At 32.9% G+C, this 25,848-nt stretch carries 21 protein-coding genes, 6 tRNA genes and 1 other annotated feature; of the genes, 20 read left to right on the forward strand and 7 right to left on the reverse strand.

Features of this window, described 5'->3' with window-relative positions; genetic code table 11:
* The first annotated feature begins 9 nt into the window (after positions 1-9).
* The 8 genes from JG29_RS02725 (at position 10) to JG29_RS02765 (ending at position 5,294) form a co-directional block, all read left to right on the forward strand.
* Positions 10-100 (forward strand) — tRNA-Ser (locus JG29_RS02725).
* Positions 101-122: 22 nt separating this feature from the next.
* Positions 123-194, forward strand: a tRNA-Glu gene (locus tag JG29_RS02730).
* Between the two features lie 3 nt (positions 195-197).
* A tRNA-Val gene (locus tag JG29_RS02735) sits at positions 198-270 on the forward strand.
* A gap of 17 nt (positions 271-287) precedes the next feature.
* A tRNA-Glu gene (locus JG29_RS02740) sits at positions 288-359 on the forward strand.
* Positions 360-362: 3 nt separating this feature from the next.
* Positions 363-435 (forward strand) — tRNA-Val (locus JG29_RS02745).
* A gap of 871 nt (positions 436-1,306) precedes the next feature.
* Entirely contained in the window at positions 1,307-2,488 is a 1,182-nt protein-coding gene (locus JG29_RS02755) for an SAM-dependent methyltransferase (RefSeq protein ID WP_045922384.1), read from the forward strand.
* A gap of 103 nt (positions 2,489-2,591) precedes the next feature.
* Positions 2,592-3,791, forward strand: a complete 1,200-nt coding sequence (gene metK / locus JG29_RS02760) for a methionine adenosyltransferase (RefSeq protein ID WP_045922385.1) — start codon at positions 2,592-2,594, stop codon at positions 3,789-3,791.
* A 9-nt stretch (positions 3,792-3,800) separates the two neighbouring features.
* A complete protein-coding gene (locus JG29_RS02765) occupies positions 3,801-5,294 on the forward strand; it encodes an MDR family MFS transporter (protein ID WP_084232508.1) in 1,494 nt (497 codons plus the stop codon).
* Here the strand turns inward: JG29_RS02765 and JG29_RS08550 are convergent.
* On the reverse strand, positions 5,233-5,859 hold the full coding sequence (locus tag JG29_RS08550; protein ID WP_052696282.1) for a phosphatase PAP2 family protein: 627 nt from the start codon (positions 5,857-5,859) through the stop codon (positions 5,233-5,235). The genes JG29_RS02765 and JG29_RS08550 overlap by 62 nt on opposite strands.
* 92 nt (positions 5,860-5,951) lie before the next feature.
* On the opposite strand from JG29_RS08550, the gene JG29_RS09005 reads away from it, so the two are divergent.
* From JG29_RS09005 to JG29_RS02790, 4 genes are all read left to right on the forward strand, one after another.
* A complete protein-coding gene (locus JG29_RS09005; protein ID WP_052696283.1) occupies positions 5,952-7,073 on the forward strand; it encodes a glucosaminidase domain-containing protein in 1,122 nt (373 codons plus the stop codon).
* 44 nt (positions 7,074-7,117) lie between these two features.
* Positions 7,118-7,322 (forward strand) — a binding site (T-box leader).
* 38 nt (positions 7,323-7,360) lie between these two features.
* Complete coding sequence (gene leuS, locus JG29_RS02780; RefSeq protein WP_045922386.1) at positions 7,361-9,781, forward strand: leucine--tRNA ligase; 2,421 nt, start codon at positions 7,361-7,363, stop codon at positions 9,779-9,781.
* A gap of 36 nt (positions 9,782-9,817) precedes the next feature.
* A complete protein-coding gene (locus JG29_RS02785; protein WP_045922387.1) occupies positions 9,818-11,482 on the forward strand; it encodes a putative polysaccharide biosynthesis protein in 1,665 nt (554 codons plus the stop codon).
* A 110-nt stretch (positions 11,483-11,592) separates the two neighbouring features.
* Positions 11,593-11,940, forward strand: coding sequence for a carboxymuconolactone decarboxylase family protein (locus JG29_RS02790; RefSeq protein WP_045922388.1), 348 nt, complete (start codon positions 11,593-11,595; stop codon positions 11,938-11,940).
* Positions 11,941-12,013: 73 nt separating this feature from the next.
* Here the strand turns inward: JG29_RS02790 and JG29_RS02795 are convergent, their stop codons facing one another.
* The gene (locus JG29_RS02795; protein ID WP_045922389.1) at positions 12,014-12,862 is read right to left on the reverse strand and encodes an NAD(P)H-hydrate dehydratase; all 849 of its coding nucleotides are present in this window, start codon (positions 12,860-12,862) and stop codon (positions 12,014-12,016) included.
* Between the two features lie 59 nt (positions 12,863-12,921).
* Here JG29_RS02795 and JG29_RS02800 point away from each other — a divergent pair.
* Positions 12,922-13,005, forward strand: a tRNA-Leu gene (locus JG29_RS02800).
* A 446-nt stretch (positions 13,006-13,451) separates the two neighbouring features.
* Here the strand turns inward: JG29_RS02800 and JG29_RS02805 are convergent.
* Entirely contained in the window at positions 13,452-14,303 is an 852-nt protein-coding gene (locus tag JG29_RS02805; RefSeq protein ID WP_052696284.1) for a DUF3862 domain-containing protein, read from the reverse strand.
* Positions 14,304-15,149: 846 nt separating this feature from the next.
* Between JG29_RS02805 and JG29_RS02810 the strand changes: the two genes are divergently transcribed.
* Together JG29_RS02810 and JG29_RS02815 are read left to right on the forward strand one after the other, a co-directional pair.
* Positions 15,150-15,686 (forward strand): helix-turn-helix domain-containing protein, encoded by a 537-nt coding sequence (locus tag JG29_RS02810; RefSeq protein WP_232297073.1) that lies wholly within the window; start codon positions 15,150-15,152, stop codon positions 15,684-15,686.
* Between the two features lie 428 nt (positions 15,687-16,114).
* The gene (locus JG29_RS02815; RefSeq protein ID WP_045922391.1) at positions 16,115-16,315 is read left to right on the forward strand and encodes a hypothetical protein; all 201 of its coding nucleotides are present in this window, start codon (positions 16,115-16,117) and stop codon (positions 16,313-16,315) included.
* 467 nt (positions 16,316-16,782) lie between these two features.
* Here the strand turns inward: JG29_RS02815 and JG29_RS02820 are convergent, their stop codons facing one another.
* Genes JG29_RS02820 through JG29_RS02830 form a run of 3 tightly spaced genes read right to left on the reverse strand, consistent with a single transcriptional unit; the run spans position 16,783 to position 19,006 of the window.
* A complete protein-coding gene (locus JG29_RS02820) occupies positions 16,783-17,520 on the reverse strand; it encodes a lantibiotic immunity ABC transporter MutG family permease subunit (RefSeq protein ID WP_045922392.1) in 738 nt (245 codons plus the stop codon).
* Entirely contained in the window at positions 17,517-18,275 is a 759-nt protein-coding gene (locus JG29_RS02825) for a lantibiotic immunity ABC transporter MutE/EpiE family permease subunit (RefSeq protein WP_045922393.1), read from the reverse strand. Before JG29_RS02825 ends, JG29_RS02820 begins: the two co-directional genes overlap by 4 nt.
* Before the next feature lie 2 nt (positions 18,276-18,277).
* Positions 18,278-19,006, reverse strand: coding sequence for a lantibiotic protection ABC transporter ATP-binding protein (locus JG29_RS02830; RefSeq protein WP_232297074.1), 729 nt, complete (start codon positions 19,004-19,006; stop codon positions 18,278-18,280).
* A 1,132-nt stretch (positions 19,007-20,138) separates the two neighbouring features.
* Here JG29_RS02830 and JG29_RS02835 point away from each other — a divergent pair.
* The 5 genes from JG29_RS02835 to JG29_RS08760 all read left to right on the forward strand — a co-directional run bounded on the left by JG29_RS02835 (position 20,139) and on the right by JG29_RS08760 (position 23,723).
* Positions 20,139-21,110, forward strand: a complete 972-nt coding sequence (locus JG29_RS02835) for an LAPAL motif-containing putative phage structural protein (protein WP_198139889.1) — start codon at positions 20,139-20,141, stop codon at positions 21,108-21,110.
* Between the two features lie 169 nt (positions 21,111-21,279).
* Complete coding sequence (locus JG29_RS02840; RefSeq protein WP_045922395.1) at positions 21,280-21,459, forward strand: hypothetical protein; 180 nt, start codon at positions 21,280-21,282, stop codon at positions 21,457-21,459.
* 116 nt (positions 21,460-21,575) lie between these two features.
* Positions 21,576-22,721 carry an FRG domain-containing protein gene (locus JG29_RS02845; RefSeq protein ID WP_052696285.1) on the forward strand — a complete coding sequence of 382 codons (1,146 nt, stop codon included), beginning with the start codon at positions 21,576-21,578 and terminating at the stop codon, positions 22,719-22,721.
* Positions 22,722-22,850: 129 nt separating this feature from the next.
* Positions 22,851-23,087: a BspA family leucine-rich repeat surface protein gene (locus JG29_RS09010; RefSeq protein ID WP_427846149.1), complete on the forward strand. Its 237-nt coding sequence runs from the start codon at positions 22,851-22,853 to the stop codon at positions 23,085-23,087.
* Between the two features lie 459 nt (positions 23,088-23,546).
* Positions 23,547-23,723, forward strand: a complete 177-nt coding sequence (locus JG29_RS08760; RefSeq protein WP_156961608.1) for a hypothetical protein — start codon at positions 23,547-23,549, stop codon at positions 23,721-23,723.
* A 965-nt stretch (positions 23,724-24,688) separates the two neighbouring features.
* Here JG29_RS08760 and JG29_RS02860 read toward each other — a convergent pair.
* Complete coding sequence (locus tag JG29_RS02860) at positions 24,689-25,606, reverse strand: hypothetical protein (RefSeq protein ID WP_045922397.1); 918 nt, start codon at positions 25,604-25,606, stop codon at positions 24,689-24,691.
* Positions 25,607-25,848 lie beyond the last annotated feature (242 nt).

Genomic DNA, 25,848 nt, shown 5'->3' on the forward strand with positions numbered 1-25,848 from the left:
TTTATATTTGGAGAGTTGTCCGAGTGGCTGAAGGAGCATGATTGGAAATCATGTATACGGAATTTTCTCTGTATCAAGGGTTCAAATCCCTTACTCTCCGTTGATATTTATTATTTATATCTGACCCGTTGGTCAAGTGGTTAAGACATCGCCCTTTCACGGCGGTAACATGGGTTCAAATCCCGTACGGGTCATTTGGAAGTTTAGCTCAGTTGGGAGAGCGTCTGCCTTACAAGCAGAGGGTCACAGGTTCGAGTCCTGTAACTTCCATTTGTTATTTATATTTTGACCCGTTGGTCAAGTGGTTAAGACATCGCCCTTTCACGGCGGTAACATGGGTTCAAATCCCGTACGGGTCATTTGGAAGTTTAGCTCAGTTGGGAGAGCGTCTGCCTTACAAGCAGAGGGTCACAGGTTCAAGTCCTGTAACTTCCATTTATAATAGATGATATTGTCTGTCTTTCTGTAAGGAAAGGCAGATTTTTTTATTTAATTATTAGAGCAATAATTTCAAAGTCTTATCAAGAAATTAGGTTAAGTAAGGAAAAGATAATTCTAAAGATTGAATTTTTATCTGACTTGAATCGATTGGACAGATATTTACTGATTAATAAATTGGCCAGATAAATTAAAAGATAACTCACGGCTGTAATCATGCTCAAATATTTCAGCAGGTATAAGGCTATAAGAATTATAATGATACTGATTAATGCCAGCAATTGCTCTTTAATGGTTTTATTGATTTGCAGCAGCAGTACTAAAAAGTTAATTAAAATAGTAATAATAATGTTACTCGGAGCTATAAAATGAAACAGTGAATAAATTAATAAAACTGTAGTAAATATGGGTATTACAAAAAGGCAAAGCAGATTTTGAATTTTTTCAAAACGGTTTGCGATGAAAGCGATAAATAATTGGCAAAAGAAGAGGATAACAAGTTGAATTGAAAAGATTATTCGATAATTTTGATAAACAAGAAGGGTCATGATAATTAAATAGACAATATTAAAATATTTATTAGGATGTAAGGGAATAAAAAAATTAATGTATAAGATAATACTAAAAACCATTACTAAAGATATTAAAGTCGATTGATCATAGTGATAAGGGTATTTTGCAGTTAAAATTAACGGGAAAAGAGTAACACTGATAAAGGAGATGAAAGTTGAAATTAATGAACGAAATATTTGCATTTAGCTTCTTCCTTACTTTATTTTAAGTAGTGGTTCTAAGTTTTAACTATTGAAGATGATTGGGGTTTGGTGTAGTGTTTGAGTATTGAATTTAAATTAGGAGCTATAATTAGATGTTAGAAAAAAATTTTTATAAACAGTTATTAAAAAGTTCATTCAGTATCCCGATTGAAGTTACTTATTGGGATCATACCACTGAAAAATACGGTGAGGGCACTCCGCAAATAAAAATAATTTTTAATGAACCCGTCGCTATTAAAGATATCATGAATAATGCCTCGTTAGCTTTAGGCGAAGCTTACATGGATAAAAAAATTGAGATAAAGGGCAGTATCGAAGATTTAATTCTGGCGGCTTATAATAATAAGAATAGTTTCTTTTATAATAAGAAATTAAAGAAATTTATGCCTCACCGCAAGCATTCCGAAAGTGATAATGAAAACTATGTGCAAGAACATTACGATTTAGGTAATGATTTTTATAAGCTGTGGCTAGATGAGACCATGACTTATTCTTGTGCTTATTTTGAGCATCCTGATGATGATTTAAAAACGGCCCAATTAAACAAGGTTAATCATATTATTAAAAAGTTAAATCCGCAACCCGGAAAAACTTTAGTTGATATTGGTTGTGGTTGGGGGACCTTAATGCTTATAGCAGCGAAAAAGTATCATTTGAAAGTTACCGGCATTACTTTAAGTGAAGAGCAGTATAATTTTGTTTCTCAAAAAATTAAGGACTTGAATTTGACAGATAGTGCAGAGGTTCTTTTAACTGACTATCGCGAATTGGTTGGGCGTCAATGGGACTATGTGGTTTCTGTCGGAATGTTTGAACATGTGGGCTCCGAAAATTTACCCGGCTATTTTGCGGATGTTGCTAAATTTATGAAAGAAGATGGAGCAGCATTAATTCATGGCATTACACGTCAAGGCCAAGGAGCTACCAATGCCTGGATTGATAAATGGATTTTTCCAGGTGGCTATATTCCCGGAGTAGTTGAAAATATTCAAAACATTTTGGATGCAGGCTTACAGATCAGCGATTTAGAAATGTTACGCCGTCATTATCAAAAAACTACTGAAACTTGGGATCATAATTTTAATGATCATTTGCCTGAAATTACAGAAATGATGGGTGAAAGATTTGTCCGTATGTGGGACTTATATTTACAAGCCTGTGCTGCTTCTTTTGCATCAGGAAATATTGATGTGATGCAGTATTTACTTACTAAGGGACCTTCAGGGCAAAATCTGCCTTTGACCAGAGACTACATTTATCAAAATCAAAACTAATAATGTTTTGCCATAAATAATTTGTTATACTAGTAATGTTACATTAAAATTCCTGATGGGACTGAAAAGTCTACCTGTAACCTAATTAAGGGGGAAATATATTTTGGAAAAAGAAAAACATTTTTTTACATCGGAATCAGTATCAGAAGGACATCCTGATAAGATTGCTGATCAAATTAGTGATGCTATTTTGGATGCAATTATTGCCCAGGATAAAGAGGCCCGAGTGGCTTGTGAAACAACAGTCACTACTGGGTTAGTCTTAGTGGCAGGAGAGGTTACTACTAGTGCTTATGTAGATATTCAGGCAATTGCAAGAAAAACCATCCGCCGAATTGGATATACTAGTTCCGATTATGGTTTTGATGCGGATACTTGCGCAGTCATTGTCGCTTTGGATCAGCAATCACCAGATATTGCCCAAGGTGTTAATGATGCTCTGGAAAAACGTGAAAGCCGCCAAGATCAGGATCCTTTGGATCAAATTGGTGCTGGCGATCAGGGGCTTATGTTTGGCTATGCAACCAATGAGACCCCGGAATATATGCCATTGCCGATAGTTTTAGCTCATAAGTTGACTTATCAAGTGACACAAGTCCGCAAAAAAGGAATTCTCACTTACTTACGACCTGATTCTAAAGCCCAAGTGACAGTAGAATATGACGATAATGGACATCCTTTGCGGGTAGATACGGTTGTTTTAAGTACCCAACATGATCCTGACGTCAAATTAGAGGACTTAAAACAAGATATTATTGAACAAGTTATAAAAAAAGTAATTCCTAATAAGTTATTAGATGAAAAAACTAAATTCTTAATTAATCCGACCGGACGTTTTGTTTTAGGCGGTCCCAGCAGTGATACCGGTTTAACCGGAAGGAAAATTATTGTTGATACCTATGGTGGTTTTGCTCATCATGGTGGTGGTGCTTTTTCGGGCAAAGATGCTACTAAAGTTGACCGTTCTGCTAGTTATGCGGCCCGCTATGTTGCAAAAAATATCGTAGCAGCCGGCATTGCTCAACAAATTGAGATTCAATTAGCTTATGCGATTGGGGTAGCGCGCCCGGTATCCATTGATGTAAATACTTTTAATACCAGTAAATATAGTGATGAACAGATTATCACAGCGATTAGAAAAGTATTTGATTTAAGACCGGCCGGTATTATTAAAATGTTGGATTTAAAGCGGCCCATTTATGAACAAACAGCTGCTTACGGACATTTTGGCAGAACTGATATTCAACTACCTTGGGAGCAACTCGATAAAGTTAAATTATTGCAGGAAATTATTGAAAAGTAGGTTGATTATGTGAAGAGAACTGCGCAAAAAACAAATGTAAAATTAGTTACAATTGCTGTTTTTATTGCAACTTTTATGACAGCAATTGAGGGAACAATTGTCTCAACGGCAATGCCCACCATTATCGGGGATTTGCACGGCTTAAGTTTGATGAATTGGGTATTTTCGATTTATTTGCTTATGAGTGCTGTAACCACTCCTATTTATGGTAAGCTATCTGATCGTTATGGTCGCAAGATTTTAATGAATATCGGTCTAATCATTTTTGTCGTTGGCTCATTTCTGTGCTGCATTTCACAATCAATGTTGCAACTGATTTTCTTTCGAATTTTGCAAGGTTTAGGTGCTGGCGCGATTCAACCATTGACCTATACGATTTTGGCAGATATCTATCCTCTGGAAAAACGCGCTAATATGATTGGCTTAAATGGTTCTTCTTGGGGAATTGCTTCAATTGTGGCGCCGCTTTTAGGTGGCTTTATTGTAGAAAAATTGAGTTGGCATTGGGTATTTGCCATTAATATTCCGATTGGTTTAATTACGATTATTTTAATTCAGCTGTTTTTACATGAAGATATTAAAGCCCAGTCACAGGCCATTGACTATCAGGGAATTGTCCTTCTAACCTTGGCCTTAGTATTTTTGATGTTGGGCTTGCAAAATCTTAACAACATGCAGACTTTAGTTTTAAGTCTTGTACTTTTGTTATTGGCTGCTGTAGCCTTCTTTTTCTTAATAAAAGTGGAGAAAAAACAAGCTGATCCGGTATTGCCAATTAATTTGTTCACTAATCAAGCCTTTGTCATTCAAAATACAACTATGCTGTTGATTTCGGGATTTTTAATTGGTTTTGAGGCCTATCTTCCTATTTGGATGCAGAGTGTTCTCGGATTACCGCCAACGTTGGGTGGTTTTGCCGTAACTCCTAGTTCGGTGGTGTGGTTATTAGGTTCTTATGCTTCGGGAAAATTAATCGCTAAATATCCGCCGCATCGCTTGACGGCTATCGCTTTAATGTTCTTAATTGCCGGCTGTATTTGTTATTTATTTTTACCTTTAAAAACAGCTTTTTATGTTTTTTTGTTAATTTCAACAATTTATGGTTTTGGCTTTGGTTTATCAGTAACCACTTCAACTGTTACTTCACAAAGTGTGGTTTCACCGGCCGAAGTCGGGACTGCTACTAGTTTTAACACCTTAGCGCGGAGTCTGGGGCAAACCTTAATGGTTTCTGTTTTCGGCATTATTATGAATTGGAAATTGGCTCAAGGAGTTAGTCATACCAGTGGTTTAACTTTTAATATGGTTAACAAGATGATTAATCCTTCAACTGCTGGTCAAGTACCAACCAAGTATTTAGGTGTGGCCCGCCAAATAGTATTTTCCGGCTTACACAGTATTTATGTGGTCGGTTTAATAATTTTACTCTTAGCATTTATCATTAACTCTTTTGATTCGAAGAATCAAAAATTGTTAAGTGACTATCAAAAAGCAGATATTTAATTAATAAGGTGTTGGCGGTAGCTATACAACAACCAGCTAAGACATCACTAAAAAAGTGTACTTGTAAAATAATACGGCTGCCCATTATTAAAAGAGCGATTAGAGCTAATAAATAAAGCCCTAATCGTTTTTTGGTATTTTGCCAAATAATGATTTGTAAAACTAAAACCAAAGTGGTAATTGCCACTGCATGACCACTAGGGAAGCTATAGCCTTGGACTTTTACTAAATGAGGAAATTGTGGACGCGGTCGACCAATAAGATATTTGAAATAGTGATTACCAACGGTATTAATGATAATAGTGGTCAATAAAAAAATTCTTTGTTGTTTGTTTACCAAAAAGCTGCCTAAAATTGCTAGAAGTACAACTGTAAGTGGTTGTCCCAGATTAGTTATTAATTGAAAAAATTTTAAATAAATTGGATTAGAAGAATGTAACAACTGCCAAGCAGAATAATCGATCTGCGGGATAAGACTATTTTTCTGGACTACTAACAGAGTTATTAGCAAAAATAAAAGATATAAACTAATTATTAAAGAAAGTAGTTTGATGTTTTTTTTCATTTATCGGGTTTCCTTGTTTTATTGTGAAAAAACTAGTATGATTAATGCTAGAAGAGTAAATTTTGCTTAAATAATATGGGGAGATTGTACAATTGAATTGTAAAATAATTTGTACTAGAACGCAAAAACCTCTACAAAAGGTTTTAAGTCGTTGTTGTGCGGCCTTATTTGTAATGGGCTTGTTATTTATAAGTGGCATTTTTAATGCGCACACTGTTCTTAATGTGCAAGCGGAAACTACACCAATGACTCTTGGTGCTAATGATACTGACGATCTGAAGAATAATATCATTACTTCGACAGGTTATGGTGACGTAACCTTTTTAAATTATTTAGGGCTCTCAGCTCAAAAATTAGCCAATAATAATGATTTATATGCTTCAGTAATGATTGCCCAGGCTTTATTAGAAAGCGGCTGGGGGACTAGTGGTTTAGCTCAAGCCCCTAATTATAATTTGTTTGGAGTTAAAGGTACTTATCAGGGTCAGAGCGTAAAATTAAGTACCCAAGAAGATGACGGGAGCGGCAATCTCTATGCGATTAATTCCGGATTTCGGCGGTATCCTTCCTATAAAGAATCACTGGAAGATTATGTTCGGGTATTACGTTCTAATGAGCAATTGTATGGCCCTACTTGGCGCAGTAATGCTAAAACCTATCAAGATGCTACGAAAGCGTTAACTGGTCATTATGCTTCTGATACTAATTACGATCAAAAGTTAAATGATATGATTGAAAAATATAATTTAACTCGTTTTGACCAGTTTACCGGAACTGATAATCAACCGAGTGCAAATGATATTGTGGTTAATCAGGTGAGTTTGTTAGTTAATCAAACTCAGACCAGTGCGTTTGCGAAAAATGCCTATCAAAAAGAACAAGCGCCGGTTATTATTTTGGATCATTACGATCATCCTGTAAGTGCTCAACGGACTCAGGAAACTTCAATAATGCCTAAACCGGCTTATGATGCTTTAAGTATGGCAATTAACTTTAATAAGGAAATTACTCAAACTTCTGTTGTTCCTAAAGCTCCATTGGTTAAAGATTACAGCTCTTTAGGTAAAAAACAAAATGTCATAGCTGTTAAAAAAGATAAGGATACTGATGATTCCTCCAGCAAATCTGAGCCGTCAGTCAATGTTAATAAGGATAGTTATGAGTCGCAAAAGCAAACCGAAGATCAAAAAAATTCGGATACGGTATTGAAATAAGAGTACTAGTTATCTTATAATACTAGGTATTATTAATTAATATTTAACAAACAATGCGAGAAATTAGTAGTTATTAGATGCTTTGACAGAGAGTGGATGACAGGTGCAATTCCATAAGGCGCTAATAATGAACTCGTTCTCAAGTTTAAGTATTGAAATTAGTAGATATTTACGGGGTATCGTTAATTACATTGAGGGTTGTGTTCCAGACACAAAACTTAGGTGGTACCGCGATGATTCGTCCTATTGCAAATATAGCAATAGGATTTTTTTATAAGGAGGAGCATATGAGTTATAACCATAATGTAATTGAAAAAAAATGGCAGGCTTACTGGAAAGAGCATCAAACCTTCCGGACAACTAATGACAAAAATAAAAAAAATTTCTATGTACTGGATATGTTTCCTTATCCTTCCGGCAAGGGCTTACATGTGGGCCATCCAGAAGGCTATACAGCAACAGATATTATTGCACGCATGAAACGGATGCAGGGCTTTAATGTATTACATCCGATGGGATGGGATGCTTTTGGACTTCCAGCTGAACAATATGCAATTAAAACCGGTAATAATCCGCGGGATTTTACCCAGAAAAATATCAATACCTTTAAAAAACAAATCAATTCCTTGGGCTTTTCTTATGATTGGCAGCGAGAAGTTAATACCACTGATCCCAGTTACTATAAATGGACGCAGTGGATTTTTGAACAATTATACAAAAAAGGTTTAGCCTATGAAGCAGAAATTCCAGTTAACTGGAGCCCGGATTTAGGTACGGTAGTTGCTAATGAAGAGATTATCGACGGAAAAACGGAGCGCGGAGGATTTCCCGTTTATAGAAAACCAATGCGTCAATGGATGTTAAAAATTACTGCCTATGCTGATCGACTGATTGATGATTTAGATCTGTTGGACTGGCCGGAAAGTATCAAAGATATGCAGCGCAATTGGATAGGCCGTTCTACTGGTGCTGAAATTACTTTTAAAGTTGCTAACTCGCAACAATCATTTGCTGTCTTCACTACTCGTCCAGATACTATTTTTGGTGCTACTTATATGGTAATGGCTCCCGATAAAGAATTAGTTGATCAGATTACAACTCCGGAGCAAAAAGCAGCCGTCAAAGAATATCAAGCTGAAACCAGTCGAAAAAGTGATCTGGATCGAACTGATTTAAATACTGACAAGACTGGTGTCTTTACTGGGGCTTATGCTATTAATCCAGTAACTGGCCAACAGGTACCGATTTGGATTTCCGATTATGTTTTGGCAACTTATGGTACTGGTGCTATTATGGCGGTTCCGGCTCATGATCAACGCGATTTTGATTTTGCTCAAAAATTTAAATTGCCTATTATCCCTGTTATTGCTGGAGGAAATGTAACTCAAGAAGCCTATACAGGCGACGGGAAGCATATTAATTCCGGCTTTTTGAATGATTTAAATAAACAACAAGCAATTGCTAAAATTATCGACTGGCTGGAAGAGCACCAAGTCGGTCACAAAAAAGTTAATTATCGTTTACGTGACTGGGTCTTCTCTCGGCAACGTTACTGGGGTGAACCGATTCCGGTTATTCATTGGGAAGATGGCGAAACTACCCTCGTACCAGAAGAAGAATTGCCTTTACGCTTGCCAGCAGAAGCTGATATTAAACCATCTGGTAATGGGGAAAGTCCTCTAGCTAATTTGACGGATTGGGTCAACGTAGTCGACAAAAATGGTCGTAAAGGTCGTCGGGAAACTAACACAATGCCGCAATGGGCTGGAAGCTCTTGGTATTTCTTGCGTTATGTTGATCCCCACAATGATCAGGCTTTGGCTGATTATGATAAATTAAAAGCTTGGCTGCCGGTCGATTTATATATTGGTGGGGCTGAGCACGCAGTTTTGCATCTTTTGTATGCTCGGTTTTGGCATAAATTTTTATATGATATTGGTGTCGTTCCTACAGTAGAACCATTCCAAAAATTGTTTAACCAAGGGATGATTTTAGGTCAAAATCATGAAAAAATGTCCAAATCTAAAGGAAATGTGGTTAATCCTGATGATGTTGTAGAAGAATATGGTGCGGATGCTTTACGCTTGTACGAAATGTTTATGGGGCCTTTAGATGCTTCTATTTCTTGGAGTGAAGATGGCTTAGCCGGTTCCTATCGTTTTTTGGAAAGAGTATGGCGCTTGTACATTAATAATGATGATGATAATACTTTACGGCATGATTTTATCCTTGAAAAAGACAATCCCGAGTTAAAGAAAACTTATAATGAAACCGTCAAAATCGTGACAGAACGTTATGAAAAATTGCAGTTTAATACGGCTATTTCGCAGATGATGGTCTTTACTAATGCTGCTCAAAAAGCTCAATTTTTGCCGAAAGAATATGCGGAAGGTTTTGTTAAACTGTTAGCTCCGATTGCACCGCATATGATGGAAGAACTCTGGCAAAAATTAGGTCATAATGAATCTTTGACCTATGCTAGTTGGCCGACTTACCAGGAACAGGATCTTTTTGAAGATAATGTGGAGATTATATTACAAGTGAATGGTAAATTACGAAATAAAGTTAAGGTACCATTGAATACCTCTAAAGCTGAATTAGAAAAAATAGCTTTGGCTGATACGAAGTTACAAAAGTTTATTAATGATAAAAAAGTTGTAAAAGTGATCGCGATTCCTAATAAAATTGTTAATATTGTAGTAAAATAAATGCTTTGATAACTTAAATCAGAGAGGACAAATTTGATGGATAATGCAAGTCAAACAGCCAAGACTTCTGAAGATAGCTCGCAAAGCAAAGCAACTTTAATTAAGGGGTCAGCTTGGATGACTGCTGGGAGTATTTTCTCCCGCATACTGGGGGCAGTTTATGTTATTCCGTGGAATAACTGGTTTGGGTCCTTATTAACTGCCCAGTTAGCAAATTCTTTATTTGGCAAGGGCTACAATATTTATAGTTTGTTTTTAATTATTTCTACGGCAGGCATTCCGGGGGCAATTTCTAAACAAATTGCTCATTACAATGCTATTAATGAGTATGCTGTCGGCAACAAGCTCTTTAAGCAGGGTTTAAAAATTATGGCCATCACAGGACTAATTACGGCAGCTATTATGTATTTTGGAGCACCATTTTTAGCGATTGTTTTATCGGGTGGTGATCAAAAAGTTGTCCCGATTTTACGGGCTTTATCCTGGGCATTATTAATTATTCCGATAATGAGTATTGTCCGGGGGTATTTTCAAGGTTATGCCCAGATGGCTCCCTCAGCTATTTCCCAATTTATTGAACAAGTAGCACGGGTAATTTATATATTGGCAGCTACGTATTTTATTATGAAAATTCAGCACGGAAGCTATATTAGTGCAGTGGCGCAGTCTACTTTTGCAGCTTTTATTGGAGCACTTTTTGGTTTAGGCATCTTGGTCTGGTATTTTTTAAGACAATTACCACATTTGCGAAAATTGTCGCAGAACAGCAGCAATGTAGTTGCCGTTGATGAACAAAATTTCTTTTTAGAAATTTGGAGTCAGGCTTTACCTTTTATTATTTTAGATTCAGGCATTGTTTTATTTCAGATCTTTGATCAATCGACCTTTAGCTATATGATGAACTCATTCCACCATTTTTCTGAAGATACTTTGAGTTCGCTGTATGCACTCTTTGGTTTTAATACCAACAAGATTATTATGATTGTTGTGTCATTATCAACTGCTCTAGCTATCACCGCAGTTCCTTTATTGTCAGCGGCCTATTCACGCAAAGATTGGCGTAATGTTAGTGACCAAATTGGTAATACTTTACAATTATTTTTCCTAGTTATGTTGCCTTCAGCGTTAGGAATGTATGCTGTGGCGCGACCTTTGTATATTTTGTTTTATCGTTACGACCAACTAGGAATTTATATTTTACAGTTTAATTCAATAATTGCTATTTTGTTAGCCTTATTTACGGTTTTATCAGCCATTTTGCAGGGGTTATATCAAAATGGTTTGGCTATTAAATATTTTATCATCGGTTTTATTGTAAAAATAGTTGTGCAGTATCCTTGTGTTTATGCGTTTAAGACCTTTGGACCGCTAATGGCTACGGGAATTGGAATGTCAGTGACTTCTTTGTTAATGCTGCGGCTGCTGTGTTTTAAATTTGGCTTTGAAATTCGGCAAACTTTAAGGCGAACAATGGGAATTTTATTACTTTCAATTCTTATGTTATTGGTAGTTATAGCAGTTGATTATGCTGGATATCAATTTATTGCTCCTAATAACCGGATTTTATCTGTAGTATTATTAGTCATTGAAGTTATAATCGGTATTTTAATTTATGGTTATTGTGTTTTAAAAGTCCGAATTGCAGAAAAAATCGTCGGCCCACGAGTAGCTCTGTGGCGCCAGAAATTACACATTAAATAAAATAAAAAACTCAATTTGATCTAAAATTGAGTTTTTTTATTATTCGGAATGATTGCAACCGCTTGCGGTTTGCGGTTTAATATAATTGCAGTTGAAAAGAGGTGAATTAAATGACTGATTATGGTGAAAAATATGAACAATCTAATCAAGAAGCAGCTATTTTAAGACAGCAGTCTCCGGAAGAAATGAAAGCTTTTAGCGGCTTATTAAAAACTACGATGCGAGAAGGCGCCCTAGATGTTAAAACTAAAGAAATGATTGCTTTAGGGATTGCGATTGCTGATCGGTGTGAAGGATGTATTATGGCGCATGTCCGCAATAATTTAAAAAACGGTGTGACACTGGAACAATTAGCCGAAGTAGTTGATGTGGCTATTTTAATGGGTGGCGGTCCTTCAACCGTTTATGGAGCCAAAGCTTTGGCTTTTGCTAAATACTTGCAAGATCAGGAGCAATAACAGCTGAATTACTTTCAATAAAAATTATCCCTTTAAAATATTTTAAAGGGATATTTTTAAAGTTTGATATTTATTATTGAGCAGCAAATTTAGCCATCCAGAATGGAAGTTGTGGGGTAATCATTGAAGGTAAGACTACATAATGCTTTGGTGCCAGTTGTTCTGCAATGTAGCTATGCAAAAAAACTGCTGCTAAAAGTGCATCTTGCCAAGGGGAAAATTGGGCCAGAAAGCCGGCTATAATACCGGTTAGTGTATCACCCATACCCCCAGTGGCCATAGCCGGCGAACCAGCGGTATTTTCATAAATATTTTGATCATTATTAAAGTAAATATGCGTTGGAGCACCCTTAAGTACCAAAGCAGCCTGGTTTGGAGCAATTTCTGAGAATACTTTTTGATTATTATAGAAAGTTTGCTGGGGAGGATTTAATCCACTTAATCTTTGCCATTCAATAACATGGGGGGTTAATACTACTGGAGCCTGACAGACAGTGAAATCAATTTTATTGTGCGCAATTAAATTTAAGGCGGAAGCATCAATAATAAGGTATTGCTGCTCTTGAATACGATTAAGAACTGCCATTAGTAATTTACTATTAGCAGCTGAAGTTTCTAAACCTGGTCCGATGGCAATAACATCTACCGTTGGCAAAAGCTGGAAAACTTGTTCAAAGTTATTAAGGTTTAAAACCATCGCCTCAGGTAATTGAGCATGGAGGCTGGTAAAATTACTGGGATCCGTAGCCACGCTCACTAAACCTGCACCCGAATAAACTGCAGAAGTAGCAGCCATAATTGCCGCTCCTCCAAAATTGGCACTGCCGGCTATTAATAATACTTTGCCAAAAGTACCCTTATGGGACTGCTGGGGTCGTGTTTGAATGACTTGGGATAAAATATTTTTTGTAAGTTTTTCCATAATTTTTAAATTTCCTAGTTACAAGTAACGTAAAATTTGATAAAATGTATATTTGTAAAGCCGCTGTGGCGGAATTGGCAGACGCGCAGCGTTCAGGTCGCTGTATGGTTTTCCATGTGCAGGTTCGACTCCTGTCAGCGGCAATATTCATTAGTTAAGTTGACTAGATAAAATTAGAAAAGTCTTAAAACATGGTTTTTAAGGCTTTTTTGTTGCAGTTTGAAACTTTTTAAATCTGTGTTCATGATAAACCTAAGCGCGCTTAACTTCAATTGTTTGATTTTAAGAAACTAGAATTCTCGGTGAGTCCAAAAATTTAATATTCTTAATCAGAGAAAAATTAGCTGCTGAAAAAGGTGAGTTGTAAGTTAATAAGGATACATTATCTTCAATGAGCGAGACGCTATTATCGGTAAAATTTGAGAGATTTGACATATATTGTTAAAAGAATAGTCTAATAGCAACTATTTTATGACATTCTGAAAGTATTTATTGAGGTTCTTGTAGATGATCTAAATTATACTTATTTATATTGATTGCTTTGAACAATAAAAAAGCCCTTAAAAGGGGCTTGTTATTATAGAAAGAACTATTTCATTGACGTTTGAGACTTTCCGCTAACTTTTTCGTTCGTAAAGGTAACATTAAAGTTAGCCCCAGTTTCTCCTTTGATGTTTGAGGTAAAAGAATCCATTTCGCTTGATTGATTACCAATCTTACTTTCTGAATACTGGTTTGGTTTACCAAACTTATTAAATATTTCTTCTTTACTCTGTCCATTTTGGATTGTATTAAAATCCTGCAATGAAATTTTTTTATTTCTCTGTACTTTTAGGCCGGTAATAGTTTTTGAAATTGCTTTACCATTGGAAAACCCTACAGAAAAATTACCGCCAAATTCTCCGCCTTGAATTTTATCCCAGATTTTTTCTTCAGCCTTAACATTTTGTATTGTCTGACTAGATGTTGTAGAAGGTTTGCCAAATTTTGATTCTAGTTCACTTTCACTAGTGCCGTCATTTTCTCCAAGCTGTATAGCTTTATAATCTTCTAGACTAGGACCATTTGCTTTTGGATTTTTTTCTTTTCTTTGTACATTTTCAGTTTTTAAATTATTGGAACTTTTATTTTGTTTTGATGATGAACCAGAGCCTATTCCCGCTGTAATGAATAAAATTAAAATAACAGCCAGTAGCCAAAACCACCATTTTTTATAAAAAGGTTTTTTAGACTTTTGCGGTGGTTGTTGATACCCACCATTGGAATATTGATAACCATTAGGTTGTTGGTAATAACCTTGCTGATTATAATTACCATTAGGTTGCGGTGGCTGTTGATAATTGCCATTATAGTTAGGATATTGTTGATTATTAGGTGGGTACCCATTATTAGTTGGTGGTAGAGGCTGTTCTCTTTTTTCAGTATTAAATTTTTTTCTCATCTTGATTACTCCATTATGTATTAATATTTTTTAAAATCTTTAAATTTGTCATTTGATTTAATTTTAGCATTTATAATTTATAAACATATAAAAAATAAATAATTAATTTAAATAACTAATTTTTATTATATATTGATCTTGCCATCTGGTTTTGTTAAAAGATTTTTGGTATTATCCTGGATTTTAGGATCATTGCTTGCTGGCAAGGCTTCTTGATAATAAACTATATAATCGTATAGGACATTTACATATGTTTTAAAGGATTTCTTTACTTACTAACTAAAAAACAATTGCTCACTGTTCGTTTTGAAAAATTTAATTCTCCAGCAAAATCTTTTATTAATATGTCAATGTCTAAGCATAAAAATTTTAATATATCAGTCTTATGAGTCCTGTATGTCTTTTAACTAATTAATTTATATGAAATTTGTAATACCGGTTATTTAGCAAATCTCTTAGTTGTCATATTCTAATTGTTTAACCATTGATAATTTAATTTATGATGTTTTTACTTTAAACAAAAGTTATTCCCACTATCAATTTTTGCACTACAATTATAATGTAAATGTACTAACTAATAAGGAGATAAAATTGTTGATGTTTGATGAAAGCTTAAACAATTGATAAGGGTAATCTTGATTGAGTAAATCTTCCAGAAATAAGCGATCTTGCTTAATTAAGCGTTTTTATTGTTAGGAATGGATAAATTCCAAATATTCAAACATCTAGTAAGTAACTAAAAGAATTAAGTATGTAAATACATTACTTTCTTAAAGGTAAAGAAAGAGTTTTTAATTTTTAATAATTAAATCATATAGAACTGTTACAGGACTTTAAGTAATAAAAATGAATTTTATGGGGATGAATGTTTTGCATAGGACAGTAACTAAAGAAGATTTAGCAAGCAGCTTTTTTACTAAATTAAAGCAGAAACACATTTCTGCAAAAGAAGCAGCAGAAAATATGCATCTAGCTCAGAGCACTTTAAGTATGTGGAAAGAAAAAAAAGATATACCCGATCAACAACTTGTCAATGCAGCCAAATATTTACAAGATGGCGATTTTTCGACGCAAGTATCTAATTATTTATTTGGATGGCCGACTTTAATTGAAGATAAAAACTTGAATATTGATCCTTTAAGTCTTTGGGTGCACTTGCTAATTGTTGAGAAGGAAAAATCTAGTATCTCTTATGATTTAGAAGAGATTTTAGTTCATTCAAATTTTAATATAAGCGACCGATCAACTATAATCAGCTCAATTAGAATGCTCCAAAACGAAGCTGCGATAGAAAATCGTTTAAGTACTTTATTAATTGATAATTATAATATTACAGATAATGAATTACACCCAGTGGCAAGCAAGTTTGACAAATATCATTAATGGGTTGTCAAACATGCAATGGAGCAAATTAGTTCAATTACTAAGTGAACAAATTAGATAGAAAACGATATAGAAGTTGTTTGAAATATGTAAATTTCAAAAAAGCAGCTATTGTCTAGGTGCAATTTAACAAGATAAAAACCTAATTATGCTACACCTGATCTCACTTTGCTAAATAATTTTGATATTATGGTTATGTCACGCCTGATGTCAAAGATAAAATGTCTGTAATTTGCTTGATAAGCATGCTAATATGTAAGAATTAAAGCTATTTGTTATACTTTATGGTAATGAGTACAATTTATCTAATATGAAAATCACTGATTCTGTTCTTAGGTATCGTCCGATTTTGACGATAGTCATCAAAAATATTGATATGTTCGAACTGGCATTGATAAGGAGACAGACTAAAAAGAGGGGAAGCAGAAATGAATAAAAAAACATTTTGGAGAATTATTGGGGGTATTTTTCTTTTTATTGCATTGCTATTAGGAGTTTTTGCAAAAGAGCCGTTTATTAATTTGGTTGTAAATAATAATGAGTTAGCATTATCTGGTTCGTTCTCACTTTTGTTTTTGGTGATGGGAATTATTTCCATGGGCTACTCTATTTTTATAAAGCGTGAATAAAATTTGTTTTGATAAAAGGACGGATCTAATATCCGTCCTTTTTTATCGGTTAGCTGACATTTTTAGATTTTTTTGAGTCGTTACAATAAACGTTATGACTGGAATTTTATGGTAAGAACTTGTCTTGCAGGTATTTCAACTTGCTCATTCTTACTCATAAATAAGTTAATTATGCAAATTTAAGATAAGCAATGTTTTATAAATAAACCAGTTTTTTTAACGATTTTATAAAAGCAATAGATATGTGGAGATATGATAACAAAGAAAAATTTATAGCAGTAGTAATTATAAATTATACCTTTAAATTCTCTTTAATTTTGTTTCAATGTAACAATCGGCTAATTTTTCTACAGGTTTATTAAATGGTATAAGCTTATTTTCATCAGCAAATTCAATCATATGATTTTGCCAAAATATTAGTTTAACTAAGTTCAATTTTATCCTAACAATTTTTTATAAGTGTCCAATCATTTCATCCCGCTTTTAAAGCGTTTACTAATTGTGAGACCTGACCATATAAACACTAGGACAGTAAGAACTAGCAAAAAGCCAAGCATAAGTAACATCTGCTGTGGATTTTCGAGCAATAGCTTTAACATTCGTGCAATCCAGGACCACGGCAAAATCCACCAGATTCTATCTCCAAGTGAAGTCTCACATAAGGCGGCGATAATAATTCCCGCCATACCTATACCCAAAGTAGCTGCAACACTGGTTAAGTAGCTAACTGTGAAGTAGATCATATATTGTGCGAGGCTAAAAAACACTGTCAGAATAACCATTAAGCTCAATAATCCAAACGATAAGGGCTTTTTCAAAACTGCAAAACCAGATGCAAAAATTGCAGTTGCCACTAGAACACATACAGCAAATGAAAGCCAAGCCATCAGCACCTGCCCCCAAAAGGCGATGGTTCGAGATGGGATAAGACTAATTAAATTTTTATAATTACCGGCTTTTTCTTCTTGATCACGACATAAACTGGCAATAATGGCTATTGGCAAAGGTAAAGCCATGGCTAGTAATTCAAAGAAAATAAAACTGATCTGATTAACGGTCATTATGGACAAACGTGAACGCAGATAAAGGACTAAGACTAATGGATACAGGATAGTGGCAAGTAAATGTAGTAACGGGAAGAGGCCCCGTTTTTGTTTAATAAAATTACTATTTATAGCGCGCTTTAATTGAATCATGGTTGTCATTTAGTAATCTCCTGTCTTTTAAAGGACCAACTAGCTAAGCCGCTCAGGACCACAAAGCAGATTAAGCTTAATATGAGACCCAGAGGTATGGATTGACTGCTTAAAAATGTGCTATTAGCAGGTAGTGGAATTCCGTTAATATGCATGCGTGTAATGGGCATCAAAATACGCAAATCCCAAGCATATGGAAAAATCAGCCAGCTGTCAGTGGTCGCAATACCTGTGCCCATCAAAAGGGGTGCTAGCGTGTTTAAAATAATGGGTACGTAGAAAATTGTTTTACGTGACAGCCAAAGACAAAACGGAATTTGCCATAAAGTGGTTAACCAAATAACCCCCACTGCCAGCAGACAGTTACCCAACGAAGTAATACTAGGTGTATCTAGCCATAATGAGTTTAGAATCAATACAACACTAACAATTAAAGTACTAATCAAAGTCATTACCGCAATCAACCCAATACGAGTCAACTCGATTCGGCTTAAACTAACAGCTCGACCACTATAGATCATATAACGAGTGGATTTTTTTTCGTTGCGGTCAATAGTTCCGGCTAAAGTGGCGATTAAAGCATTGATCCAAATAATTGACCAGTGATTAATGATTGTTTCATCACTAAGCTTAAGAATTTCTGTACCGCCGAGAGCACTAAACCCTAAAGCTACCAAAATCCCGATTAAAGGAAAAAGCCAAATTGCCCGCACTAAGTGATTATGCCGGAGCTTAAGTACCTCAGCTTTGAAATAGCGTGCCATGACTATACCTCCTGAACAACTTGATTAAAGAGGGCTTCTAAATCTGTTGTTTTATCATAAGCCTGTTCCAGCTTAAGCTCTCCATGATTAATAAACGCAATATAGTCTGCTAAATGTTCAACTTCCGACAAGATATGGCTGGAAATAATGATGGTGATCCCCTGATCTTTAAAGTCACTAATAATTTGGCGTAATTCTTGAATTCCTAAAGGATCAAGCCCGTTTGTTGGTTCGTCCAAAATTAAGAGTTGCGGGTGATTAATCAAGGCTAGGGCAATTCCTAGTCGTTGTTTCATACCCAATGAATAATTTTTGGCCGGTTGGCTGCCTACATCAGCTAAATTAACAGCTTTTAAGACTTCTGAAATCCGTGACTCCGGCAAGCCTAACATAGTGGTAATCACTCTTAAATTATCTTGTGCACTTAAGTTGCCATATAAAGGGGCATTTTCAATCAAAGATCCAATCGTTAATAGATCTTGTCGGCTCCAAGGATGGCCATTAATTTCAACGCTGCCGCTGGTAGCCGTAATCATACCTGAAATGATCTTCATAATAGTCGTTTTGCCTGCTCCATTAGGTCCAATTAAACAATATACTTTGTTTTTGGGCACATGAATAGAAACAGATTTAAGAGCTTGTTTTCTCCGATAGGTTTTACTCAGTTCTTTTGTTTCAAGGATATTTTGTGTCATATAGGTCCATCTCCTTAAATCAACTGCCATTTTCATTATCATACTCCAATTTAATGTAGAAATAGGGGAAACAGTCAAATTAAAGATATTCTTAAAATTCAGAAAAATCTAAGATTTTTTATTTAAGTTATTTAACATGTGACTTTTGAGTAAGGTTCAGTACGAAAAATAAGTCCAGCGCTTTGAGACTTCTGTCACAGACTTGGACAATTGGATGTCTATGTTCAACTGTGCTGAAAACCTGCTGTCCAACTATTTCTATTTTTTATACGCATAATAATACAATTAATACATATTTGTGGAAAATTCATTCTGAAAGAGTTATAAAGGAAAATTATTTTATATCCGAACTTATTTAAAACTTAATCTTATTACCAATTAAATAAAAGACAATTTGTTTAATAGATCAATTATTTTTATTTTGATTGTACAGTTAGATGGTGATAAATATGTAAACAGCGATAGAATAATTAGTCCAAGCTTTGAATATTTGCAGATATATAAAAATAGCCTCACTTTTCAATAAGTGGAGTTTTTAATATAACTGGATAGTTTATTATATTCATGATGAGCATTATCTTCTGCAAAATTTTCTTTTTTAGGAACAATTATATCTTCAGTCTTTGAGGCTACATTAACAACTTTTTCACCCTAATTAGTTATATATCCATAAATTGCATCCAAGCTTGCATCTTGTTGTTGTCCACTATCTGTTATAACAATTTTCTGATCATGATAGCATTAGTCAAGATTACGGTTAGCTTTCGCTGTAACATTCATTTCAATAATTTCTTCGGCTTTTTTCTTTGAGACTGATTTGTAAATATATAGCTTTACCTTAAGAATGTCTACTTTATTAACGGTAATGTTGCTTCATTTTAAGATTTATCAGTAAAATTGGCTCGATATTTTCTTTGATATAACCACAATATGACCCAACAGGAAAGATGGAGTTATAGCTCTAATAATTTTTGACAATATTAGTCTATCGCCCAATTTCAAGGCAGTTACAGCAATTATGACGTCAGTACCTTATACAATAAGTTTAATACTATTGGCTAAAAGAATAACAAAATTTCTACATAAGGTTAGATATATAAAATTTAATTGACACTTATTTTAGCTAATCTATAATAGAATATATCATTCAGATAAGGGAGGGTAAAAAATGGCAAAATATAATCTTTCTGTCCATTATGATGGTGAAGGTTTGCAAGAAAATCGTATACCTGTAGCTGATTTAGCCCCCTCTTTAATAGCACTATCTGATACTTTTCAACAAATTCAAAAGCTTGTAAATCCTAATGAACAAACTCTATCATTAGATATAGTAGCTAGCGAAAAGGGATCATTTATTATTGATTTAGTATTAGCTAGTGGGTCTGATCTTATATCAAAAGCAATAGATCTTTTAAACAATAATAACAGTGTTGCAATTGCTAATCTTGCAGCTTATGTAGATATCATTTTTAGATTAATAAACTTAATTAAAAAATCTTTTAAACATAAAATAAAGAAAAAACAAGAACTACAGAATGGAAATATAAAAATAACTTTTGACGATGGTACTAAAATTACAATTCCTGAAGAGACTTTAGATGCTTATCAAAACGTTAATATTAGAAAAAGCATTCAAAAAAGTATAAGTCCTCTTACAAAAGATGGAATTGAAAGAATTAATTTTTATCATAATAAAAACCAACAAATAACAATTGCCAAAAATGAGTATTCTTGTTTTGATATTCCTGAATTGGAGCAAGAATTAGGAACCGTAGAGACAACTAAATACCTTCAAATCGAAAATATTGCTTTTGAACATGGTAAATGGAAATTTTCAGATGGTTCAAATCATTTTTTTGCTAATATTGAAGATAAAAATTTTTTATCAGAAGTAAAGAAAAATCAACAATTATTTGGTTCAACGGATACTCTTAAAGTTAATTTAAGAACCAAACAGTATATAGATAAAAGTGGGAACTTGAAAACAGAAAATACTATTGTTAAGGTATTAGAACATAATATTGGCGGACAACAACTTAAATTTGATATAATGGATACTAGTTCAGTAAAAATCCAGAATAAAATAGAAAATAAAAGCATTAATAAAAATTTGAAATCTAATAATAAAGATAATAATTAATATTTAAGCTAATTAGGTTATTTTTAAGCATTATGCTATATCTAAATTATCGTTTCCTAATTTAAAGGGTCATGTACATGAAGTACATGGCCTTTTTTATATTGAATTTTTCCAATTTAGAATTACACTAAAATTATATTACATATTAAAGGTTAAAGGAGAAAGGGCAATGTATCAAATAAGTAAGCGTCTAACTATGGTGGGAGCTTTTTTAGGCTTAGCTTGGAGATTTTTGTTACCACAAGAGTCAACTAAGGCAGCAAACACGTCACAGGCAACTACACCAATAACGCAAGTAGTTAAAGTGGCTTCTAAGGTTGTCGACCAAGGTATTAATGAAAACACTTGAGCAATCTATTATTTTATTATATTTTTAGAATTTAGTTATATATAATGAAATAATTATTCAGGGGTTATTAACAGTTAAAAAGTAAATTTAGTTTTTATGTATATAGGGTGGTTATATTGTCTTGTAAAAATTGTCGTTATGCTAATTCCATTTCAGAAGTTTTAAATGAACCAATGGATCTTTTAAATTCTAAAATGTCTGCTGATGGCAGGCAATTGCCTCATTTGTTTCTGTATAGAGGTCAAGAGAAGAGGTATAGTAATACTAAATATTTGGCAAGTTTATATCGCCAAAAAAACAAGGTGGAAGAATATACTTTAACTAGTGAATATATGCGTATATGTAATCTTAATAGTCTCGATAATAATTTTTCCAGGCTTTCTTACATGCAACATTTTGGGTTACCTACTAGACTTTTAGATGTCACAAGTAATATATTAGTTGCTCTTTATTTTGCTTGTCTTTCTTCAGATGATGACGGTATTATTGATGTTTTTTTGACTAATAAAGAGCAACCAGTTGGTATTTCTAAAAATCAATTTTGTTATTATAATTCTATTGATAATGATACGGTTGAAATATTATCTACTTTGGCATTGATGAGTGGAGATATTAAGTCAAATATTTATTATCGAATTCATAATTTTAAGAAAAAAGTCGAAAAAACGTTTTCAAGTATTTCTAATGATTCTAATGATATTGAAATGATTGGTAAGTATTATAATTTCTTCTATTGTTTGAAACGTCAGTATATGATTAGTAATCAAAACATATCTTTCGAACGATATATTAATAATCCTATTTTCTCATATTGTGGTGATAAAGAATTTTATAAAGCCTTTATAACGGTGTCTGACGCTTATGATGAATTGAACTATTCGGAACAGGTACAGTCTCTTTATTCCTCTATTAGTAAAGATATTGGATATTTTCCTCGTGTAATTGATTTTTTAGGATTGCTGCACCCTTTTTTTGTTCGTCCCAATATTAATAATCCTAGAATTAATGCTCAAAGTGGTTATTTCCTTTTTGAACCATATGAATATACTAATTACGAAAGCACAGAAGACTTAAGCAAAATCAATTATGATATAGAAAAAAGACTAGTCCTGAAAAATTTATCAATTACCATTCCTTTATGTAAAAAAAAGTCAATTCTTAAAGATTTAGATATAAAATGTGGTATTAATAGAGCTACTTTATTTCCTGACAGTGAGAATATTGCTAAATATGTAAGTGATGATTTTCTTGCTAATTATTAAAAGTAGTTAATCAAGGTTTAGATGGACCTTTTCATTGTAAAGAAGTTAAGAAAGAAAATGATTTAGTATTAACTATTCACGCCGGACAGCTTGATTATGGCTTTATATTTCAATAAATTAATAATTATTATGATTGTTATTGAGACTGATGTCATAGCACCAAAAATTTTTAGTTACTTATTTTCTGGTTTTAACAATTTCAGAGAATTTGTTGACCTTTCTAATTTCGTTACTTCTCAAATAAATAATATGCAGGGTATGTTTGCAGATAGCCCTAATTTAGAAAAAGTAAACGTAAAGAATTTTAATACTAAAAATATGTATCGAACGGTTTTTTGTTTGAATGTCGAAAACTACGAAAATTAGATATTAGTGATTTTGAAACACCTAATCTTATAAATGCAAATATGATATTTGGTGGGGACCATCTTGACTATGTGGATATGAGAAATTTTGATAGTTCAAATTATATTAATATTTTGAAATTAGTTATATATGCAAATTAACGATAGGTTCCAAACTTATTAATCAATATTTTCCTCAACCCCTAACAGAAGAGATATTTGATAACAATAGTATTAATAGGGTTTCAACAGGATAAGATTGAATTGCTTTAAATGGGCCGATAAGGACGCTAAAAAACTCCTGATGAAATAACCAGTATTAAAAGAACTTAACCAGTGACATATATATATTAGAAAATAAAATTCTAATAAATCCCTATTTAGAATATAAGACTGTTACCAGAACTATTAAAATCCATCCTAATATAATGATATAGATGAGACAGTAATTTTTAAACAAAAGGCTACAATCCATCGTCAAGTGGCTATTAATGAAGATGTAACTAAAACTTACGGTGAATGGTCAAAAGATTATCGTGACGAATATAATGCTCCCGATACAGATGCAGGAAATCCAAGACCAGCCAAAGTAGATAGGCAAGTCGGGAATATTCAAGACCAAACTGTAAATGTTTCTATTACAGAATCCTATCTTTAAGTTTTTGATAACTTAATATAATCAACTAGATATTTATTAATTGAAATTCAGAGGTTAAAACGTAGAACTAAAAGTAATTATTAAGAATTGATGTGTTGCTTGAGCAATTCTTGAACAATTTCGGATAGCACTTTAGTATACACATTATTGATCCATTTTCTATTCTGGCAATACTTGATTGATGTTTATCGACTAATTTAGCGAATTATCTTTGGCTCATTCCCACATTTTCACGTAGTTCATGAACTTTTTCTGACGCTTTCAGGTTAATATTTTCTTGTTCAACAAGTTGCGTAAAAACAGAATTAATTTTATTTATTTCCATCCATGTTATTCATTATGCTCCTCTTTTTGTCTGAAACATTGCCAATATAAAAGCCTATCTATGAGTTTTTTATAATATAATACTTGTTTTGTGAAATGCTGAGAACTCTCATACTTTGTTATATAAAACATTAACTTAATAATCTTACTAGGATTTAATAGTTTACATAATTTAAGCTTTCTATACCATAAGAATACTAGTCTAAATCTTGAACGTTTTCTCTAGTGCAGATATAAATATAAAAAGCACCATTCTTAAATAAATGGGGCTTTTTATAATTTTTTAATATAAAATTATTAAATTAATACATAAATGAATTTATTTTTTGACATTATTATAAGATTTTTTGACATTATTATAAGATTTTTTGACCATTTTTATCTATTTTTTAATTGTTTTCAAAATATTTATTTCTTACATTCCAATAGGCATTTTGTCTGTTAGATAAATTAGAGTATAATTCTAGTAATTTTTCTCGATTTTAATTGCCACGTTTACTAAGCAACAACAATGAACAGAAATAGACAAGTTAAGAATATATATAATAAAACTAACGGGATCTTTAATTTTAGTGAGAACTCTAAATATAACGAAATCTCTACATTTAGCAAAAAATATCTAATTCTCATATATTACACTATTATTTGTATATAAGTTCTGCACTTTTTAGCTTTCCACCAGCTCCACAAGTAGAATATATAACGTCAGATATGCTTATTTTATTTAGTTCATTATGCTTAAAAATTTTAATTCCTTCATGGAAAAAATCTAATTTCAATTTTATGTTTTCAGGCATTTTAATTTTTTCAGTAGCGAAAATAGTCAATACAACTTTATACTCATTTTGAATATCATAGCGGTATTTTCCATTTTTCTTTGGTTTTTCAAAAAAGCATTTATATAAATATTTTTCAAATAAACTAAGATCGTTATCTGAAGGTTTCCATTTTTCTAATTTCTCTTTATCATCTTTACATAAAGTTCTACTTTCTTCAACCTGCATATCTATATATTTTATCAAACCAGCTTTTATAGTTACATTGTCGAAATTATCGAAATCGTCTAATTCGTCGAGATTATAGATTTTTTCCATTGCATAGTACTCTTTACTCTTTTGATCTAATTTTTTTTGTCTTAAATAGAAAAAAATGCACAATAATTTATAAAAACACAAGGTAATAACACCTTCAGGGAAAATTACCGCTGCTCTTTCCTTATTATTACTATCTAATTTTTTAAGTCTATCAACTGTATCTTTTTTTATATATCCATTTTCGAAATCGCTTTTATACAATGCAGTGAAACATGAAATGTATGATTCGCTATTTTTAGAGTAACATGATAATATATCTTTATAAGACGTTATAGGGTCTTTCTTATTTAATAAAAAACCTTCAAAGGGATCTCCTATCGGTGGATCTTGATACATAAAAGTACTTTCTTTACTTAAGAAAAGTTCTCCGTTTTGAAGGTCTTTGGGATAATCATTAAATTTAATAAAACCTATGAGTTCTGAATTTTTCGATGAATTTTCTTGTTGATTGTTAATACATGCCATATATTGATTGATTCCTCCCTTTTAATAATTAATTATACGTCAATAGTTATTATAAAAAACCATATTTATAATATTAATAATTATATTTTGATAAACCTTAAATATATTATTTTTAAAGATGAGTGTAAAATAAGGATCCTGCCTATATATTTTTCTCAATAAGTAATATTAATGACTCATAATTTAGAAGAAAAATATCTTTTGTAATACCATTATATGATGTTGTGCAATTAATTATTAAT

The sequence above is a fragment of the Bombilactobacillus mellis genome (genome assembly GCF_000967245.1).
Taxonomy (GTDB): Bacteria; Bacillota; Bacilli; order Lactobacillales; family Lactobacillaceae; genus Bombilactobacillus; species Bombilactobacillus mellis.